Here is a 19649-nt window from a genome sequence, read left to right on the forward strand (position 1 = left end):
ATCAGCTCTTCTAAAATTCCAATTTGTAAAATATCAAACTCCAAAATTGGATTTTATACTTTATAAAAAAAAGCCAAAACTACATTTTTGAATGCATTTTGGCTTTTTATATTTTAATTCCAAATTTGAATTTAGAAAAATTGCAATTTTACGCTTTTATCATTTTTTATTGAAATCTCCCGCGTAAATTGAAGTCATTTTATCTAAGCTCAAGTATTTTCTCAAAACAGTATTAACTTCTTCAACTTTAAGCCCTTTAACTTTATTTTCTAGATCATCATAATCTTCAAGTGGAACTCCATATTGCAAATAGGTATTTACAAGTCTCATCAAAGTATTATCATTACCTAAACTGGTTTTTCTTTCATTCTGCCAGCTTACCAAATTCGATTTTAACTCTTCTGCAGTAAATCCATCTTTTAATGCTTTTGCAATTTCTTCTTTCGCTGCCGATTCAACTGCATTTTTTTTCGTTGGATTTAAAAAGGCATAATAACTCCATGACGCAATATCATTTGAAATTGGAATAGTAACAAAAGAGCCTGCTCCATAACTTATTCCATCTTTTTCTCTTAATCTCATTGGAATTCTCGCACTTAAAAAACCACCACTTCCTAAGATTTCATTTGCCATAACAAACGCCGGGTAGTCTGCATTTTTCGTGTCCATTTTAAAATTGACTCTTCCTACTGCAACTGCATTTTCCTTGTCTGGAGTAATAATATCTTTATCTAATTTTTGTGTTTCAAAATAAGTTGGAACAGCACGTTCATATTTAGATTTAGAATTCCATTTCCCGAATGTACTTTGCAGAATTTCTCCAGTTGATTTTACATCTAAATCTCCAACTACGCTTCCAATACCGTTATTTCCGCCTAGGATGTTTTTGTAGAAATCTACAATTTCAGATTGTTTTATACTTTTAAAAGCATCTATTTCTTCCTGTGTAGTCGACGTGTAAAAAATACTGCCTTTTGGATATTTTGTCGTTTGTCTAGCAATTTCTGTAAAAGCAATAGATTGTGGATCATTTAAGTTTCCTTCCAAATAAGTATTATATTCTGCTATTGTTTTAGTCAATTCATTTTGCGGAAAAGTTGAATTAAGAAGCACATCTTCTAATATGCCCATAACCTCTTTGAAACTATCTTTATAAGTATTTACATAAACAGACAAAGTTTGATGATCAAAATTGAAATAAACGCTTGATTTCAATTGATCTAAACGATCTTGAATTTGCTCCTTGCTTCTTGTAGTTGTTCCTGTTTTCAGCAATTGCGCCATAATGCCACCAATATCTGATTTTCCAGCAAGATCTTTTTCATTACTAACCGGAAAACTAAAATTAGCCTGCACTTTTCCGCCTTTAATTTCTTTTTTAATCAAGCCATATTTTACGCCATTTGTTAGCTTTCCTTCTGTCAAATTTTGTTTTAAATTCTTAATCGATGCTTCAAAAGCTGCAACTTCTTTTTCTAAAGCTTTTCCTTTATAATCTTTCGTTATTGCAACAATTTGCTCATCTGTATATTCTACTGGTTTTAATCTTTGTTCGTCTTTTGATGGAATAAAAATACCTACTGTTCTATTATTGCTTCTAAAGTACTTTTCTGCAACGCGCTGAATATCTTCTTTAGTTAATTTTTCAACAGCATCACGGTACAAATACCCCAATCTATAATCTCCAGAACCTATAATTTCAGTCAAGTTGATTGCAAATGAAATCGTGTTATTTTTAATTCCATCAATTTGTTTAATTATTTTCGCCTGAGCTCTGCTTACATCTTGATCAGTGTATTTTGTTGTGATAATCTTATCCAACTCCGCTCGTACAATATCTTGTGTTGCCTTAATATCTTTATCATTGGCTACATTAAATCCAAAATACATATAACTCGCGTCTCTCACTGTTGGTTGCCAAAAATACAAGCTAGACACTTTTTGAGTTTCAACCAATGATTTATATAAATATCCTGATGGATCTGCGGTTAAAATTTCTCCCAAAGCATCTAGTGCAGCATAATCTTTATCAGCATAAGAAACTGTATGATACAATGCTCCTATATTTTTGCTTTCCCCCGCTCTTTTTAACTCTACAAATTTTTCACCATCTTGTGCAGGCTCAATTGTATAGGTTTTATCTAAAACTCTTTTAGGTCTTGGAACAGCTCCAAAATACTGACCAACATATTGTAGTGCTTTTTGTTCATCAAATTTACCAGCAACAATTAGCGTTGCATTGTCTGGTTGATAGTACTTTTCATAAAAAACTCTAAGCGTATTTGCTTTTACACGTTCGATATCTTCTTTACTTCCAATAGTGCTATTTCCGTAATTATGCCATAAATAAGCTGTAGAAACGATTCTTTCCTGTAAAACACGATCCGGATTATTTTCTCCTATTTCAAACTCATTTCTCACAACTGAAAATTCCTTGTCAAGATCGGTTTGCAGAATCGTCGCGTTTATCATTCTGTCTGCTTCCATTTGAATACTCCATTTCAGATTTTCATCATTTGATGGAAAAACTTCATAATAATTTGTTCGGTCAAGCCAAGTAGTTCCGTTGGCATTCCCTCCTTTATCTGAAAGCATTTTTTTAATATCTCCTAGATTCTTGGTGCTTTTAAAAAGCATATGTTCCAGCAAATGTGCCATTCCTTTCTCACCATAACCCTCATTTCTCGAACCTACATTGTAAACAATATTGACCACCATGTTGCTTTGTGAAGCATCTGGAATCAAAAGAACTTTTAATCCATTTTGTAAAGAATATTCTTTGACGCCTTCGACATTTGTAATAAATTTTGGCACCTCCGATTTTTGTGCATAAACTGAGCTAATAGAAATTAACGAGCAGCATAAAATTCCGCTTAGTAATAAGTTTCTCATAAATTGATAAATGGTTTGAATTTATATTATTCTTGGTAATCAAATATAATATTTTTCTTAAACAGAAAATCCTTATTAACTTACTTTTAATATTTTACGGCATTCCGTAAAATATTAAATTCAGAATAAAAAAAACCGAAACTGCATTAAAATGCTGTCTCGGTTTGTATGATGTATAGTTTTGAAAAACTTTATTTAAAATGCAATTCAAGATTTTGAAAGCTCAACGCCTGGTGCTTTTACGTGCGCAGCATTGGCTCTTCCACTCGGATCAAGATTATCCTGCCATTTCGGAATCCATTTACGCACTGTGTGCGCAGCACTTACCTGAGGATAATATTTGTGAAAAATACTTCTGTATAAATAAGCTTCTTTTGTTGTTGGAGAATTATATGGAAATTCTGCACTTGCACCAGCCAGCTGTTCATCTGTTATTTGCGAAGCACAATATTCAATCAATTCATCCACCCATTTGTATCCTACTCCATCAGAAAACTGCTCTTTTTGACGCCATAAAACTTCTGACGGCAAATACGGATCTTCTGGCGTATCGAACGCTTTTCTTAAAATATATTTCTCGATGCCATCATATGTTTTTGGTTGTTTCTCTTCCGGTTTGATTCGAATTGCAACATCTAAAAACGAAGTATCTAAAAATGGAACTCTAGCTTCTAAACCATGCGCCATTGTTGTTTTATCAACACGCAACAAATCTGCAGTAAAGAGTTTTTGCACTCTTTCTATAGTTTCATCCTGAAATGCTTCTGTAGAGGGAGCGTTTCTAAAATATAAATGCCCACCAAAAATCTCATCTGCACCTTCACCCGAAAGAACAACTTTTATTCCTGCATCTGCAATTGCCTTTGACAACAAATACATTGGCACACCAGATCGTACTGAAATAATATCATACGTTTCAATATGATAAATTACTTGTTCCAATACTTTAACACCTTCTTCAACCGAAAAATGAATTTCATGATGTTCGGTCCCTAAAAACGCCGCTGCTTTTCTTGCCGCAATATTATCAGGCGCATCAGCATTTAAACCAATCGAAAATGAATGTAGCTTTTGTCCGTTTTCTTTCAAAAGTCTTGAAGTAATAGATGAAATCAATGAAGTGTCCAAACCTCCAGACAATACAGCTCCTAAGGGAACATTGCTCAATAAACGCTTGCGAGTTGCCTCAATTAAACTCTCACGAATTAAGCCTAAATCCAGATTTTCTACTGCTTTTTTATGATCCTCGCATTCTGGCTGATAATATTTTACAAAACCAGTTTTAGCAGTATAATAATGTCCTGGAGGAAAAGTTGAAAACGATTTGCATTGGTCTGCAATTGATTTCATTTCAGATGAAAAATAAATTCTTCCTCTTTCGTCAAGTCCATAATATAATGGCTTCACTCCAATTGGGTCTCTGCCTGCAATATAATCGTCTCCATCGATTACTACGAAAGCAAAATCTCCATCAAGTTTATTACAGAAATTATATCCAAATTCTTCATACAAATGAACAATCACTTCTGAATCTGAATTGGTTCTGAATGTATGATCTTTTAAAATCGTACTTTTTAATTCTTCATAATTGTAGATCTCACCATCATGAATCATCCACGCTCTATTTGTTCCTTGAATAGGCTGCTTGCCTGTTTTTAAGTCAACAATTGATAAACTTTCATGGCAAAGCACACTTCCGTTATCCATAATGTGCAAATCACTTTCATCTGGTCCGCGATGAGACATTCTTGCTGAAAGCTCTTGTACAAGTTTTGGGTCTTTTCCTTTGCCTATTACGGCTAATAATCCAGACATATTCTATTTTTTTTACTTATTATTTTCTTCAAACTCACTATATGAAGCCAATTAGCTGCAAAAACGATTATAATTTATAATCTACAGCAAAACTAAATATTATTTTCTGCTTTTCCTTTATAATCCTATTATAATATCAGGCATTTAACTTTATTTCGACGAATGTCAAATATAAAAAGAAAGTCAAATTATTGCCTAAATTATTTTTAACTATCTGAAAACATATAATCTAACAATTTAAGACAAGAAAAACGTCCTCAATTAAGAGAACGTTTTTCAAAAAAATATATACTAATTCTAAGAAATTAACTTATTTAAGCTTTTACGTAAGCATCGTCATGAACACTTGCTACTGCTCTTCCTGAAGGATCATTCATGTTTTTGAAAGCCTCATCCCACTCTAAAGCGATTTTTGTACTGCACGCAACACTTGCTTCTTGAGGCACGCATAATGCAGCGGCATCACTTGGAAAATGTTCGGTAAAAATTGAACGGTAATAGTACTCTTCTTTTGAAGTTGGTGTCTGTAATGGGAATTTATATTTCGCATTTGCTAATTGCTCATCCGAAACTTCTCTTCCTACAACTTCTTTTAAAGTATCAATCCAGCTGTATCCAACTCCGTCAGAAAATTGTTCCTTTTGTCTCCATGCAACACTTTCTGGTAGCATTTCTTCAAAAGCTTTACGAACAACCCATTTTTCCATTGGGTGTTCTTTGTTGATCATTTTATCCTGTGGGTTGATGCGCATGGCAACATCCATAAATTCTTTATCTAAGAAAGGAACACGCCCCTCAATTCCCCATGCAGCTAAACTTTTGTTTGCGCGCAAACAGTCATACATGTGAAGTTTACTTAATTTACGAACGTTTTCTTCGTGAAATTCTCTAGCGTTTGGCGCTTTGTGGAAATATAAATATCCTCCAAACAACTCATCTGCACCTTCACCAGAAAGTACCATTTTGATTCCCATCGATTTGATAACTCTTGCCATTAACCACATTGGAGTTGAAGCTCTTACTGTAGTTACATCATATGTTTCAAGGTTGTAAATTACATCGCGAACAGCATCTAAACCTTCCTGAATAGTAAATTTAATTTCGTGGTGGATGGTTCCAATATGATCTGCCACTTTTCTTGCAGCTGCTAAATCAGGTGAACCTTCTAAACCAACTGAAAACGAGTGCAATTGCGGATACCAAGCTTCTGTTGTATCATCAGACTCAATTCTGTTTTTTGCATATTTTTTTGCTACAGCCGAAGTAATAGAAGAATCTAAACCTCCTGAAAGTAAAACTCCGTAAGGAACGTCACTCATTAATTGTCTGTGAACTGCAGCTTCAAGTGCTTTTTTGATTTCAGGAATACTTGTTTCGTTGTCTTTAACCGCATCATAATCAACCCAGTCTCTTTTGTACCATTGTACAAATTCGCCGTCTTTACTTGATAAATAATGTCCTGGAGGAAATAATTCGATTTTTGTACAATATCCTTCTAAAGCTTTTAATTCTGATGCTACATAAAAAGTTCCATGCTGATCCCAACCAATATATAATGGAATAATTCCCATATGGTCACGAGCAACAAAATACTCATCTTTATCAACATCATAAATTGCAAATCCGAAGATTCCGTTCATTTCATCAACAAAATGAGGTCCTTTTTCTTTATAAAGTGCCAAAATAACTTCGCAATCGCTTTCTGTTTGAAAGTTGTATTTTCCTTCAAATTGTTTGCGAAGATCTCTGTGATTGTAAATTTCACCGTTTGCTGCCAAAACCAACTTTTTATCTTCTGTAAATAAAGGTTGTTTTCCCGACGCTGGATCAACAATAGCCAAACGCTCATGAGAAAGAATTGCTTTATCATTACTATAGATCCCGCTCCAGTCTGGTCCACGGTGACGAATGATTTTAGACATTTCTAATACTTGAGGTCTTAAGGTTTCGGCTTTTTGTTTTAGATCAAAGGCACATACGATTCCACACATAATTATATATTTTTATTTTGTAAATTTTAATTTGACAAGGCAAAGATGCGGTAATGGTTATAATTGAAAAACACAAATACTTATTTCAGTTATAATTTAAAACCATAATTTTAATTTTACATATAAAATGTAAAATTTTAACACAAAAAAAAGGTCTAAACTTGAAAATTTCAATTTTGAAGAGGAAATGCGAGTAAAATTTAATGTTTTAAAGAAATCTTTGAATTAAATTTTGAGATATTCGAGTATTCATGAAAGATTGACAAACAAAACATAAAAAGCTGTTCAGAAATTATTCTATGTTCAATCTTACCATTAGATATTCACATTCAGTTTCTCATAGAAATCGAAATAACAAGATTGTGAAAAACTTTGACAAAGCTATTATAGACTACTCAACACTTTGAATTGTATAATGCGTCTTATTAATCTCAAATTGAAACCCGACTTTATTTCCCATTAAATGATTTCCTAATGGAGATTGTGGAGAAAGTGCAATTACATTTATACCGTCGATTGCAATTTTAGGAAGCGCTACACTTACATATAAATAGATTCCGTTCGCTTTTACCAAACTACCAGAAATAATGTTTTCTGTATTTTTTGAAGAATCAATTTTATCTAAAATCGCTTTTTGAGCAATAGCTTCTTTTAATTTATTAGTCAGTTTTTCTTGTTCGATATGCATCATCGACAAAGCGGTTTCGTGTTTGTCGCCGGCAGAACCTTTAGCATCGTTTTTAGAATCTTCTGTCAATCCCGATATCATGTCTTTAAAAACATCGATTCGGTCCTGAACCATTTGTGAATAATGAGAATGTATTTTTTGTTTGAAAGTCATTTTTTTAAGGTACTGAGGTTCTAAGTGACAAAGGTGCAAAGTTTTTTGTTGATGCAAAAAAATTAGCCATGAATTCACGAATTTACTCCAAAAAATTCATGAAAACATGGCTAAAAAAGGCACTTGTATAAAACTTTGTGCCCTAATGTCTTTATAACAATAAACCTAAAAGTCGAATTTATAATTTCCTCCCACTAAAACCTGGAATCCCTGAACAGGATAATTAAGCCATCTTTCGTAAGCTTGATTTCCAATATTGTTTAGTTTTAAGAAAAAAGTCAAGCGCTCACTATATTTATATCCTAAATGCGCATTGGCATCAAAATAGCTTTTTAATGTAACTGGAACGCCAATAGTTGCAACATCAAAATTAGTCTGCATGTCTTTACGTTCTCCCACAAAGAAAACATTCAGACCCGCGTACCATTGTTTGGTAATATTTACATCTAAATTTGAACTTATTTTCATCGATGGTAAGTTCCAAGCTTCTAAACCATCTGTTTTATAACTATTAAAAGTTCCGTTGATTCCGAAAGAAACATTTTGAGAAAAATCAGCTTTTAATTCTCCATAAAAACGCAAGGTTCTTACGTCATCATAAACCACTCCAAAAGAGTTCCCGAAAGCATAATTCTGGTTTGAAAAATCTTCTGTATAATCATTGCTTTTAAACAGTGCTTTTTCTTTTTCATTTAAGAATGAACCTGTCAAATTATAACTGATATTATTTGCCAATTTACCCTTTAATCCAGCAAAAACATTGTATTGCGTACTGCTCGGCCTCATATTTAAAGTCGGCGATAAAAATGGGTTTTCCGTCACAAAATCAGCATAAGAATTCTGATTTAAACCTCCGTTTACACCCGTGTAGAAAATCATCAAATCGCCTACTAATTTATACGAAGCATCTACTTTTGGATAAATATAAAACTTGTTTCCGCTGTTTTCAGAATCCAAAGCATAGTATAAACCAGCGCCTAATTCAAGTGTCCAATCATTTTCATGAATCACAAAGCTTGGCTCAATCCCGAAATTAGTTAAACTATATTTCACTGGTTCAGTATTGTCATATGCATAATTATGCTCGAAAGAACCGCTCACATGATCTACGATTACATTTGTGTTTATTGACTGATCCATCACATCAACTTTAAAAGTCGGTTTTAGGTAAAAACGATTTTCAGAAGATGAAAAACTATCTGAAAAGTGCGTAAAACGAGATGAAATTTTGCTAAAAATCCCTTCATTAAATGCAACATTTCCGCCTAATGAAATTGTATTATAAGAGTGATTTGGGTTAATTCCTCTTATCAAATCTTCCTGTGTATCTGGTGGCAAAGTCATTCCGAAATCAGTTGGGAGACCATACCAATTGTACAATTGATTTTGATAACCTAAATCAACACCCCAAGACATATCGCGATTGATTACTCCGTAACCAACATTTAAGGCTGTGTCATAAAATTCATCATTCAAGTTTACATCTTTTATACCGCCTTGTGAGGAATGATGACGAAGCATTCCAGCTATATAATCATTATTCCCCAAATCCTGTGTTACGAATAATTCCGCATTTAATGTTCCGTAATTTCCAACTCCCAAGGTCGCGTAATTATTGAATAATCTTTCTTTTTTAGATTTATCAACAGCTTGTGCATTTCCTTTTGAAGGTGTAAAAGTCGATGCAACTGGAACCGACAAAATACTATATTTAATAGTTTCTTTTGGCTGATTTCCAGAATCATCAAGCGAAGGAGTTTCTTTCACTTTAAAAGCATCTGATATTGTTGGCGAATAAGGTTTTACTACGTTTACCGTTTCAGTTCCAATAGTTTCATTTTTCTTTTGAGAAAACGAAAGCTGACAGGCAAACAACACTAGTAAAACGATGATTTTATTTCGGCACTTAATTTTCATATTTCTTTCTTTTTTAGAGAAAAGAAGAAAGAAGAAAGGAAGAAAGACTTCTTCCACATTTCTAATTTTTCTCTTTCAATTTCTTGACTCTTTAATCTTTCTTCTATTTTCTAATATCTTTCTTCTTTGTTCTTTTCTCTATTTTCTAAAATCTAAGCTTCCCACTCGCCTTTAGCAACAAACTGCGCTTTCCCGCCTATTTTAATATCAAAATTAGTATCGGTTAGTTTTCCTTTAAAATAAATCTGTGACGGACGTCCAATATAATCTCCCTGATAATTAATCAATTCAAATTGAGGTATGTGATATTTTAAAAGAAAAGCTTGCAAACAAGTACTTGCGCTTCCTGTTGCGGCATCTTCTACCAATTGATTATGCTCAACGCATAACATTCGGCTAAAAAGTTTTGAACCTTCCAGATAATAAAAATACAAGCCTCTATGATCTGTTTTACAATGATTTTTCATCCACTGATCTGCTTTGTCTTTATCTAAAGCCAAGTTTTCTAAAGCTTTTTTACTGCTCAGTCCAACCATTACAAAAGCACTTCCTGTCGTAACTTCCTGAATTGGAAATTGGTTTTCAAAATCACTCACTTTCAAATTACTGAATAACGTAAAGTCCTCTTTCGAAAAAACATCCCAAAATTTTGGCTGCGCTGCTTTTAACCAAATCAAATCATCCGATTTATGAATCGCAATTGGCCCAATCGGAACTTCTAGTTTAATTTCGTTTGTTGAATTTTCAAAAATTTTGTTCATCAAAACCCATGAAGTCCCAATTATCGGATGACCTGCAAACTGCATTTCATGAGCCGGAGTAAATATTCTAATCTCTGCTTTATTATTTTCCTTGTCAAGTTTGGTAACAAAAGTGCTTTCGGCAAAATTAATTTCGCGCGCGATTTGCTGCATTTCTTCTGAACTCAAATTTCCTGCATCCATAAAAACTGCCAACTGATTTCCGGCATATTTTTTATCGGCAAAAACATCAACTATATAAAAAGGTAAACTCATTGTTCTTGTTTTTTTTTTTTAGAGAAAAGATGCAAGATGCAAGACAATAGATTTCCTGCTTCTTGCTTCTTGCTTCTTTATTCTTGCTTCTTTATTCTTATTTATTAATCGACGAATTCGTTTTAGACTCTTCTAATTTAATCGCGCTCAATTCTCTTTTTGCTTCTTCAACAACATCTGGATAATCTGTAAAATTGTTTATTACATTATCTAAAATGTAAGTTGCCTGATAGCTGTCTTTTAATCCGTAAAAGTTTTTAGCCATTAAGACCAAACCTTTCGCTCCGTAATATTTGTAAGCCGAATAACTTTTTGCCAGTTTTTGTACAGAAACATTCGACGCATCAAATTTTCCTTCTTTAGTTTTAAAATAGGCGTCATAGTAAAGCGCTTCGGCAGCTAATTCTCCTTTTGACGTTGCCGAAAGTTTAGCATAAGCCGTTTTTGCTTTGTCTTCATTTCCTGTCTGCATTGCGGCGCGGGCAACAATAATCTGTGCATCGGCTTTAACTCCTGCATCTGATTTTGGGTTTTCTAAAACTTTTTCAGCAGCAATAACCGAATTATCATAATCTTTTTTGTCGTAATAACATTTCATCAAGTTTGCTTGAGCAAAAGTTTTATTCTGAGGAAAATCAGCTTCCTTTTCTAAACGGACTAAAACTGGAATCGCTTTATCACAATCTTTTGCTTTTAAGAAAATCTGAGCTAATCTGTTCAATGCTTGTTCTGTAAATTCATTTCTTGGCTGATCAATTACATATAGATAATTTGAAACCGATTTCATTTCTGATCCATCAGCATAATACAGTTGTGCCAAATAAAAATTAGCTTCTAAAGCATGCAATCCAGAGGAGAATTTGCTCACATAACCAGTAAAACCAGTAATTGCAGCTTTGCTATTATTTTGGCTGTATTGCTTAAAAGCGGCATCATAAGTATCATTATCCAATTCTGCATCTGTAACCGAAACGAAATCCAGTGTTCTAACCCAGGTTGCATATTCATCTACTTTTCCTGAATCAACATAAATTAATCTTGCGGTCGAAACAGCTTCTAAAGCCTCTGGACTTTTTGGAAATTCTGCAGCTACTTTTTTAAATTTCGCTAAAGCCAATTCATCGCGATCTGAATTATAATAAATCAAACCTTGTTTTAGAATTGCTTTAGAGGTAAAAGATCCTTCTTTAAACTCTGAAATTAATTGCTCATACGTTTTTATCGCCTGATCATTTTTCTTTTCTGCAACATAAGTGTTTCCTAATTCAAATAAAGCATCATCACGGTAAGATGATTTTTTGTACATCTGAATAAAGTTGTTCAATTCTTCCACTTTCTTCGCATTATTTGACATGAATCCGTAAGAAAGTGCTTTTTGAAACTGCGCATAATCAGCATCAACACCTTTTGCAGCAATCGCTTTTGCGTATGCTTCGTTTGCTGCGCTGTATTTTGAAGTCACAAAACGACAATCTCCCAAACGTAAATAAGAATCGTTTAAACGAACTTTATCTGATGGTGAATTATCAATTTGTGCCTGAAATGAGTTTGCTGCCTGATCGTATTCTTTCAATTTAAAATACGTATAACCAATATTATAATTGATGTTTTTATACTCTTCTGTCGATTTTGCCGCTGCTTGACCTGCAAATTGCTTGTAAGTCAATAATGCATTTTGCATATCGTCATTTAAATATTCAGTTTCTGCTTTCCAGAAAGTTGCGCGTGCAGTAAATTCAGGTGTTTTTTGTTCGCTGATGGCGCTTTTGAACATTTTTCCAGCTTCGGTATAATTAGATTCATTGTACAATTCCAATCCTCTGTAAAACAACACTTTTTGATATGCCGCTTTATTTTCAGCCGATCTGTTTTTTTCTAATAAAACCAAAGCTTCTTTATAATTTTTAGTCGAAATATAAGAATCAACTAATAATTTTTCAACTTCGGCTTTGCTTGAATTGTTAGGGTATTTTTTTAAGAAATCAAGCAAAATTCCAGGAACAGTTTGGTAAGCATTTCCAATTTCATAACTCAATTTTGCATAATTCAACGCAGCATCTTCCTGAATTTGAGCATTGAATTCCATTTCAGAAGCATTTTTAAAAGCATTCAAAGCTTCTTGTTTTTTGCCTGTATTTAAATAACTTAAACCTAAATGGTAATAGGCATTTTGAGCAACGAAATCTTTTCCTTCAATGATTTTATTGAACTGAGAAATCGCTTTTTCGTATTCTTTTTGTTCATAATACGCATAACCCAATTGGTAGAAATCGGTATTATTCCATTTTCCTTTTTTACCGGCATATTGTTCTAAAAACGGAATCGCTTTTCCATATTGTTTTAAATTGAAATAACTTTCTCCAATAATTTTATTCAATTCTGATTTTTCAATTTCATTGGATTTTCCCATTGCTTTTTGGCCCAAATCAATTGCTTTTTGGAAATTTCCTAGTTTGAAATTCATATCGGCCTGATAATACGAAAGCTTTTCTTTGTATTTTTCTTCTCCTGAAACTTCATCAAAATATTTGGTTGCTTCTTTATAATCGTCGCCTTCATACGCCATAAATCCTAAATAATATTTGGCTTGCGAACCAAATTCAGGAGAATTTACGACTTTATTGAAATACGTTGTGGCTTCTTTTTTCTTTTTTGCAGTAAAATAGCTGTACCCTTTTTGGAAATTAAATTTATCCGAATCGGATTTACTCATATAACTTTCGTCAACCTTATCAAACCATTGCAAAGCTTTTGGATAATTTCCTTGTTCGAAGAAATATTGAGCAACTTCAATATAAGCTTGATTTTGTTTTGTACTTGTTGGATAATCGTCAACAAATTTTTCCATCAAAGCATCAGCATTTGGCTGATTGGTTCTAATAGCACAGTTTGCTATATAGTAAGCACAGTCAGATTTCACTTCTTCAGTTGGCGCCGTATTATTTTTTACATATTCAAAAATATGTTGTGCCGACTTGTATTGCTTATCATTGTATAAAGACAAGGCTTTATCAAAATCTTTTAAATCATATGTATATATTGCTGATTTTTGTGCCGAAACCGTGGTCGAAAGGAGGATAATTTGGAATAATAAGAACCAGGAAAGTCTACGCATTTTAATTATATTTAGTATTCAAATTTATCATTTTATACCGTTTATAACGAAACGTTTCGCGCATTTATTATGAACAAAAAATTTAACAAGCGTTATTTAACAGCTTCTGAAATGGTATTTTTCAACCATATAAGTCATATAAGTAATTATAAACTAGGTGTTTTTAGCAATATAATTACTCTTATTCGTAATAGCGATTTTCCACCATATAAGTCATATAAGTAATTATAAGTTAGAGATTTTTAGCAATATAATTACTCTTATTCGTAATAGCGATTTTTCACCATATAAGTCATATAAGTAATTATAAGCTAGCCGTTTTTAGCAACTTATGCAACTCCGAAGGTCATATAAGTTTTTCGAACTAAAAACTTATATCAAATTCCATTAAAATGAACTTATATCACTTATATGGTGAAAATTTTTCGCAATAAAATCTTTTCCACTATCTGCTAAAATGGCCTTGCATGGCTTATATGGTGAAAATTCTCATTTTAATATTTTATAAGAAATGATTGAAATTTATTTTGAATCCAACCGTTATCTTATTACTTTTACCAATCAAATCAATTTTATTATGTCACAAACCGTACTGTCTCTTAAAGAAGTCACTATATATCAAGAAGGAAGAAAAATTATATCTCATATTAATTTAGATGTTGAACATGGTGAATTTATCTACATCATTGGGAAAACAGGTTCCGGAAAAAGTAGTTTCTTAAAAACTTTATACGCAGATTTGCCTCTTACAGAAGGTGAAGGTCATATAGTTGAATTTGATTTGGCAACTTTAAAAGAAAATGACATTCCGTATTTAAGACGTAAAATCGGGATTGTATTTCAGGATTTCAAATTGCTTCCAGATCGCTCCGTAAAAGACAATATGCTTTTTGTTCTAAAAGCAACAGGATGGGTGGACAAAGAAGGAATGGAACGCAAAATTGACGAAGTTCTAGATAAAGTTGGCATGAAAGATTTCGTTAATAAAATGCCTCATCAGCTTTCTGGCGGTGAACAACAGCGTGTTGCAATTGCTCGTGCTTTGCTTAATGATCCTGAATTTATTTTGGCCGATGAACCAACAGGAAACCTTGATCCACAAACGAGTTCTGAAGTTCTTGAAGTATTAAAAAACATTAATGCTCTTGGTAAAACGGTTATCATGGCTACGCACGATTATGCTTTGTTGATGAAATTTCCATCAAAAACATTGAAGTGCGAGGATGAAAGAATCTTCGAAGTGGTGCAACGTTCGGTGTAATGCTTTCCATTTTAATTCCGGTTTATCATTATAATGCTTTTCCTCTTGTTGAAGAACTTGTAAAGCAATGTAATTTATTCGGAATTGCTTTTGAAATTCTATGTCAGGACGACGCTTCAAATTCAAATGAAAATACTCTAAACCAAGAAATTAACTCTTTTTATGATTGTTCCTTTTTTATAAATGAGATCAATTTAGGAAGGGGAAAAAACATCAATTTATTAGCTCAAAAAGCAAAATACGATTGGCTGTTAATTTTAGATTGCGATACATTTCCTGCGAAAGACAATTTTATTCAAAACTATATTTCTACAATTTCAAATTCCGAGGAAAAAATCATTTTTGGCGGTATTATTTATGAAGATAAAAAGCCAGAAAAAGAACAACTTTTACGTTGGATTTACGGTCAAAAAAGAGAAACTGTGTCAATTTTGACTTCTAATTTATTGATTAAAAAAGAAATTTTTCTACAATATCCTTTCGACGATTCTATTACAAAATATGGCTATGAAGATTTGTGTTTTTTCTCTATTTTAAGAAAGAACAATTTCAGAATTTCTCAAATCGAAAATCCAACTTTTCATCTGAATTTAGAAACTTCCGAATTCTTTTTGAAGAAGACAAAAACAGCTTTAGAAAATTTAGTTTTTCTTTATAATTCAGGGAAAATTTCTTCGGAAGAAAGTAAAATAATTAAAGCTTTTGAGTTTCTAAAAAAGCTAAAATTGATTCGTTTTACGGTTTCTGTTTTCAAAAAGAATAAAAATAAAATCGAACGAAATTTACTTTCTGAAAAACCGTCTTTATTTCTTTTTGATCTTTATAAATTGGGATGTTTTTGTTTTTTGCATTCCTGCAAGGTTTCCAAAACCTTGTAGGTATAAACTACTTTATATGTGGAAGATAACATACCTACAAGGTTTTGGAAACCTTGCACGATAACGGAACTAAAGTTTTTCTAAAAACTCCTCCCACTGCTCCATTATTTTTTCCACCGAATAATTTTCAGATGTTTCTTTTGCATCACGACCAAATTTCATTCTAACTTCTTCATTTTCAATTAAAAAAGAAAGTTTTTCAACATACATTTCAATATTATTATCCGGAATCAAAAAGCCGTTTTCGGCATTTGTAATAATCGTTCTTGGGCCAATTGGGCAATCATACGCGATACAAGGCAAACCGGAGGCCATTGCTTCCAACAAAACCATCGGAAAACCTTCTGTTCTTGAAGTCATGGCGTAAATCGAATATTCCAGGTATTTTTCTTCAATATTTTTGACGAAAGGACAAATATTTGTGTTTGATTGTATTCTTACATCAATGATTGTATTTTTTAAAGATTCAACATCATCCGTATAAATATCTAAAGTCCAATCCGGATGTTTCTTGATTACTTTTTCCCAAATTAACAGCAATCTATCTAATCCTTTTTCATAAGAATTTCTAGCAATTGCAATTATTCTTTTCTCCTTTAAATTAGAAACAACTGTTGTCTGAATCCATGACGGATTCGGAATTACAATTCCATTTTCAACATTCCATTCGTTCAAACTTTCTTCAGATAAAGCAACTATTTTGGTAAACTTTCCGGCACTAAAATCTTTAAAACGATATTTTGTACTTGAAACAAATTTTGATAGTAAATCAGTTTTCTGAAATTTCTCTTCGATAAATTTAGAGCCATGACATTCAAATACAATTGGAACTTTTGTTTTCGTAATAAAAGGAAAGCTAAAAGCCTTTAAACCATTATCTGCGACTAAAATAATATCTGGGTTTATTTCGCTTATTTGTCGATTTATTTGTTCTCGAAAAGCTTTAAAAAAAGTAAAACCTTTTCCGTTTAAAGTCACATTATGAAAGACAATTTTAGAATTAAATTCATAAAAAAACAAATCATCTTCTTCATTCTGAGATAAAACATGAACTTCATATCCAAAATTTTCGACAAAATAATTCGCTTTTATCGAAAGTACGCGGGCGACGCCACCAGCATTTTTAATTTTGGGAACAAAGTAAAGCAGTTTCATTTTTTGGAAATCAAGAAAGTTCCAAAATCCCTAATATAATCTGATTCTTCAAAAACATCCGAAGCTAAAACGAGACAAACAGCGCCCGAAGAAAAGTTTTCTAGTTCTCTCCAAATTCCTTTTGGCAAATGCAATCCAATATTGGGTTTGTTGAGCAAAAAGCTTTTTTTATCGATTCCGTCATTGACTTTCACTTCAAAACTGCCGCTTAAAGCGATTAAAACTTCGTGTTGTTCAATGTGCGAATGACCTCCGCGAAAAGCAGAACTCGGAACATCAAAAAGATAATAAACACGCTTGAATTCAAATGGCAAAATATCATTTTGAATAAAAGCCAAATTTCCTTTTAGATCTTCTACAACCGGAATTTGAAGTAATGTTATATCTTGAATTGTTGTCATAAGTAAGTCGTAAAGTCGTAAGTCCAAAGTCGAAAAATCATCATTACATATTTTAACGTGCTTGCAACAAATTTAACCATTGTTGTCCAATTTTTTCCAATAAAAAAGGATCAATACTTTTGAGTGTATTTTTCTTGATATTTTGATACAAAACTGTATCAGAAATCAATAAATTCATTGCTTCTGAAAGCTTCTTCCAATTTTGATTTTCTACTAAAATGCCATTTTTAAAAGAAGAAATCATATCTCTCGGCCCGAAATTACAGTCAAAAGAAACAACAGGAATTTCACACGCCAAAGCTTCTAAAATAACATTCGGAAAACCTTCATTTTTACTGCTTAAAACTAAAAATTTTGCTCTGCTTAGGTATTTAAAAGGATTGTTTTGATAGCCCAAAAGATGTACAAATCCTGAAATATTATTTTCTAAAATTGCTTTTTTAAGCTTCGCTTCGTCGCCATTTCCAATAATCACAAAATGAATTTGTTTTTGAGGTAAATCAGATTGAGCGTAAGCTGAAATAAGTTTATCAAACTGCTTTATTTCATTTTCATATTGACCAATAGCAATTATAAAATCAAATTCTAAATCAATTTTTTCATTTTGTTTTTTTATAATTTCCTCTAAATAAATTGGATTATGAATCGTGACGACATTTTTTAACTGATGCTTTTTTTCAATCAATGTTTTCATTTCATTTGTAATCGCCACATTGGCAAAACAATGATTGTACATTAATCTCGTCAACCACGAATTATTCGGCATATAATGATCGATCAAAAAACTGTGAACGGTAAAAATCGTCTTGGTATTATAAATAAATCGAGCTAGAACAAGTTCCTGAATTATCTTGGTTCGAAAACGAAAATCGATAATAAAATCGAATTCATTTTCATTCAAATATTTTCGCAAAGCCCATAATCTTTTGGCTTTATTAAAAATTCCGTTGCTTTTATTTTTGAGTAAACCGAGATTTACCAATTTACCCAAATACGGAAAACTTACTTCGTCTAAAACAATAATAATATCGACTTCAAAACCTTGATGCTGAAAAAAGATTGACAAATTTGCCATCACCCTGTCGCTACCGCCTCCGCTCAAGCGATAGCCAATTAAAGCAATTTTCTTTTTTTTGTGAGTCGATATCATTCGTGATTTCTTATTTTCGTATCAAATATATCTTTTTAACACATAGAAACATAGATTAAAATGTGCAAAAAAGTATTCAATGTCAACGAGATCATTTTATAAATCTTTTTTCTTTAGTAACGAAAATTGCTCGCAAAGTAGCAAAGACGCAAAGTTTTATAAAACTTAAAAAAAGAAAAATCTTTGCGACTTCGCGACTTTGCGAGATTAAAAATAAGAATAGTAAACACTCTAAAAACAATATGCAGGATAATTCAGTAGTAACTATTATTTGCTTGTGCTATAATCAGGAAAAGTTTGTCGCTGAAAGTTTATTTTCGGCAATAAATCAGGATTATCCGTTTATTGAGTTAATTATTGTTGATGATTTTAGTACCGATAATTCTAAAAAAACGATTGAAAACTGGCTTGTTGATTATCCTCAAATCCAATTTATTGCCAATGAAAAAAATTTAGGTAGTACAAAATCTTTCAATAAAGCACTAAAACTGGCAAAAGGCGATTTTATAATTGATCTGGCCTGCGATGATATTTTGTTGCCAAATTGTGTTTCATTACAGCTAAAAGCGTTCGGCGAAACCTGTTTTAAAAACCTTGGTATTGTTTACGGAAATGCCGAATTAATCAATGAAAAAGGAAATTTTTATTTTTATTATTTTCCTGTTGATGAATCGAAAAAGACAATCGAAAAAAGGCAAACCGGAGATATTTATTTAAGCGTTATTTCTGGTGGAAATAGTATTTGCTCCGTTTCTTCAATGGTTAAAAAATCGGTTTTTGATGATCTGGACGGTTATGATGAAAATCTGGCTTATGAAGATTTAGACCTTTGGATTCGGGCCTCAAGAAAATATGATTTTGATTATATTGATGAAATTTTAATCAAAAAAAGAATCTCAACAACTTCTTTGGGAACTCATTTTTTTCTCAAAAACGACGAAAGATCCAGGAAAATAAATTACTCTACTTATTTGATTATCAAAAAAGCGATTGCTTTAAATAAGACAAAAGAAGAGCATAAAGCCATTTTGAAACGAATACATTTTGAAATGATTTTGGCTTTTAAAACTTCGAATTTTAAATTACTATTGAAATATATTTTATTGGAAATTAAACAACGTATCCATATTATAACAGAACACGGATTTACTTCGTAAAGACGCGGATAAAAACAGATTTTTTTTTGATTAATGCATTAAAAAAATCCGTTTCATCCG

At 32.3% G+C, this 19649-nt stretch carries 13 protein-coding genes; 3 read left to right on the top strand and 10 right to left on the bottom strand.

Going from position 1 to position 19649, the window contains the following annotated elements; genetic code table 11:
* Positions 1 to 159: 159 nt before the first annotated feature.
* The 7 genes from EV145_RS10250 to EV145_RS10280 form a co-directional block, all read right to left on the bottom strand.
* The gene (locus tag EV145_RS10250; RefSeq protein WP_133525124.1) at positions 160 to 2892 is read right to left on the bottom strand and encodes a M16 family metallopeptidase; all 2733 of its coding nucleotides are present in this window, start codon (positions 2890 to 2892) and stop codon (positions 160 to 162) included.
* Positions 2893 to 3099: 207 nt separating this feature from the next.
* Positions 3100 to 4707, bottom strand: a complete 1608-nt coding sequence (asnB, locus tag EV145_RS10255; protein ID WP_133525125.1) for an asparagine synthase B — start codon at positions 4705 to 4707, stop codon at positions 3100 to 3102.
* 314 nt (positions 4708 to 5021) lie between these two features.
* Positions 5022 to 6698, bottom strand: a complete 1677-nt coding sequence (gene asnB, locus EV145_RS10260) for an asparagine synthase B (protein ID WP_133525126.1) — start codon at positions 6696 to 6698, stop codon at positions 5022 to 5024.
* Positions 6699 to 7089: 391 nt separating this feature from the next.
* Positions 7090 to 7539 carry a hypothetical protein gene (locus tag EV145_RS10265; protein WP_133525127.1) on the bottom strand — a complete coding sequence of 150 codons (450 nt, stop codon included), beginning with the start codon at positions 7537 to 7539 and terminating at the stop codon, positions 7090 to 7092.
* A gap of 165 nt (positions 7540 to 7704) precedes the next feature.
* Positions 7705 to 9456, bottom strand: coding sequence for a TonB-dependent receptor (locus tag EV145_RS10270; protein ID WP_133525128.1), 1752 nt, complete (start codon positions 9454 to 9456; stop codon positions 7705 to 7707).
* Positions 9457 to 9608: 152 nt separating this feature from the next.
* Positions 9609 to 10472 (bottom strand): PhzF family phenazine biosynthesis protein, encoded by an 864-nt coding sequence (locus tag EV145_RS10275; protein WP_133525129.1) that lies wholly within the window; start codon positions 10470 to 10472, stop codon positions 9609 to 9611.
* Between the two features lie 97 nt (positions 10473 to 10569).
* Entirely contained in the window at positions 10570 to 13587 is a 3018-nt protein-coding gene (locus EV145_RS10280) for a tetratricopeptide repeat protein (protein WP_133525130.1), read from the bottom strand.
* Between the two features lie 577 nt (positions 13588 to 14164).
* Here EV145_RS10280 and EV145_RS10285 point away from each other — a divergent pair.
* Together EV145_RS10285 and EV145_RS10290 are read left to right on the top strand one after the other, a co-directional pair.
* On the top strand, positions 14165 to 14848 hold the full coding sequence (locus tag EV145_RS10285; protein WP_133525131.1) for a cell division ATP-binding protein FtsE: 684 nt from the start codon (positions 14165 to 14167) through the stop codon (positions 14846 to 14848).
* On the top strand, positions 14848 to 15726 hold the full coding sequence (locus tag EV145_RS10290; protein ID WP_133525132.1) for a glycosyltransferase family 2 protein: 879 nt from the start codon (positions 14848 to 14850) through the stop codon (positions 15724 to 15726). The genes EV145_RS10285 and EV145_RS10290 overlap by 1 nt, the downstream gene beginning before the upstream one ends.
* A gap of 69 nt (positions 15727 to 15795) precedes the next feature.
* Here EV145_RS10290 and EV145_RS10295 read toward each other — a convergent pair whose 3' ends face one another.
* From EV145_RS10295 to EV145_RS10305, 3 genes are read right to left on the bottom strand one after another with little or no spacing between them, the layout of a single operon-like run.
* Positions 15796 to 16881 (bottom strand): glycosyltransferase family 4 protein, encoded by a 1086-nt coding sequence (locus tag EV145_RS10295; protein WP_133525133.1) that lies wholly within the window; start codon positions 16879 to 16881, stop codon positions 15796 to 15798.
* Complete coding sequence (locus EV145_RS10300) at positions 16878 to 17282, bottom strand: sugar 3,4-ketoisomerase (protein WP_133525134.1); 405 nt, start codon at positions 17280 to 17282, stop codon at positions 16878 to 16880. The genes EV145_RS10295 and EV145_RS10300 overlap by 4 nt, the downstream gene beginning before the upstream one ends.
* A 52-nt stretch (positions 17283 to 17334) precedes the next feature.
* The gene (locus EV145_RS10305; protein ID WP_133525135.1) at positions 17335 to 18432 is read right to left on the bottom strand and encodes a glycosyltransferase; all 1098 of its coding nucleotides are present in this window, start codon (positions 18430 to 18432) and stop codon (positions 17335 to 17337) included.
* 242 nt (positions 18433 to 18674) lie between these two features.
* Here EV145_RS10305 and EV145_RS10310 point away from each other — a divergent pair, with 242 nt between their 5' ends.
* Positions 18675 to 19589, top strand: coding sequence for a glycosyltransferase (locus tag EV145_RS10310; RefSeq protein WP_133525136.1), 915 nt, complete (start codon positions 18675 to 18677; stop codon positions 19587 to 19589).
* Positions 19590 to 19649: the final 60 nt, after the last annotated feature.

The organism is Flavobacterium sp. 245 (genome assembly GCF_004362055.1).
Classification (GTDB): Bacteria; Bacteroidota; Bacteroidia; order Flavobacteriales; family Flavobacteriaceae; genus Flavobacterium.

What these genes read in the sequence shown, in the direction of transcription:
- EV145_RS10300 (WP_133525134.1), bottom strand. Translation starts at nt 17,282, where the DNA reads ATGACAACAATTCAAGATATAACATTACTTCAAATTCCGGTTGTAGAA.
- asnB (WP_133525125.1), bottom strand. Translation starts at nt 4,707, where the DNA reads ATGTCTGGATTATTAGCCGTAATAGGCAAAGGAAAAGACCCAAAACTT.
- EV145_RS10290 (WP_133525132.1), top strand. Translation starts at nt 14,848, where the DNA reads ATGCTTTCCATTTTAATTCCGGTTTATCATTATAATGCTTTTCCTCTT.
- EV145_RS10275 (WP_133525129.1), bottom strand. Translation starts at nt 10,472, where the DNA reads ATGAGTTTACCTTTTTATATAGTTGATGTTTTTGCCGATAAAAAATAT.
- EV145_RS10250 (WP_133525124.1), bottom strand. Translation starts at nt 2,892, where the DNA reads ATGAGAAACTTATTACTAAGCGGAATTTTATGCTGCTCGTTAATTTCT.
- EV145_RS10310 (WP_133525136.1), top strand. Translation starts at nt 18,675, where the DNA reads ATGCAGGATAATTCAGTAGTAACTATTATTTGCTTGTGCTATAATCAG.
- EV145_RS10285 (WP_133525131.1), top strand. Translation starts at nt 14,165, where the DNA reads ATGTCACAAACCGTACTGTCTCTTAAAGAAGTCACTATATATCAAGAA.
- EV145_RS10270 (WP_133525128.1), bottom strand. Translation starts at nt 9,456, where the DNA reads ATGAAAATTAAGTGCCGAAATAAAATCATCGTTTTACTAGTGTTGTTT.
- EV145_RS10305 (WP_133525135.1), bottom strand. Translation starts at nt 18,432, where the DNA reads ATGATATCGACTCACAAAAAAAAGAAAATTGCTTTAATTGGCTATCGC.
- asnB (WP_133525126.1), bottom strand. Translation starts at nt 6,698, where the DNA reads ATGTGTGGAATCGTATGTGCCTTTGATCTAAAACAAAAAGCCGAAACC.
- EV145_RS10295 (WP_133525133.1), bottom strand. Translation starts at nt 16,881, where the DNA reads ATGAAACTGCTTTACTTTGTTCCCAAAATTAAAAATGCTGGTGGCGTC.
- EV145_RS10265 (WP_133525127.1), bottom strand. Translation starts at nt 7,539, where the DNA reads ATGACTTTCAAACAAAAAATACATTCTCATTATTCACAAATGGTTCAG.
- EV145_RS10280 (WP_133525130.1), bottom strand. Translation starts at nt 13,587, where the DNA reads ATGCGTAGACTTTCCTGGTTCTTATTATTCCAAATTATCCTCCTTTCG.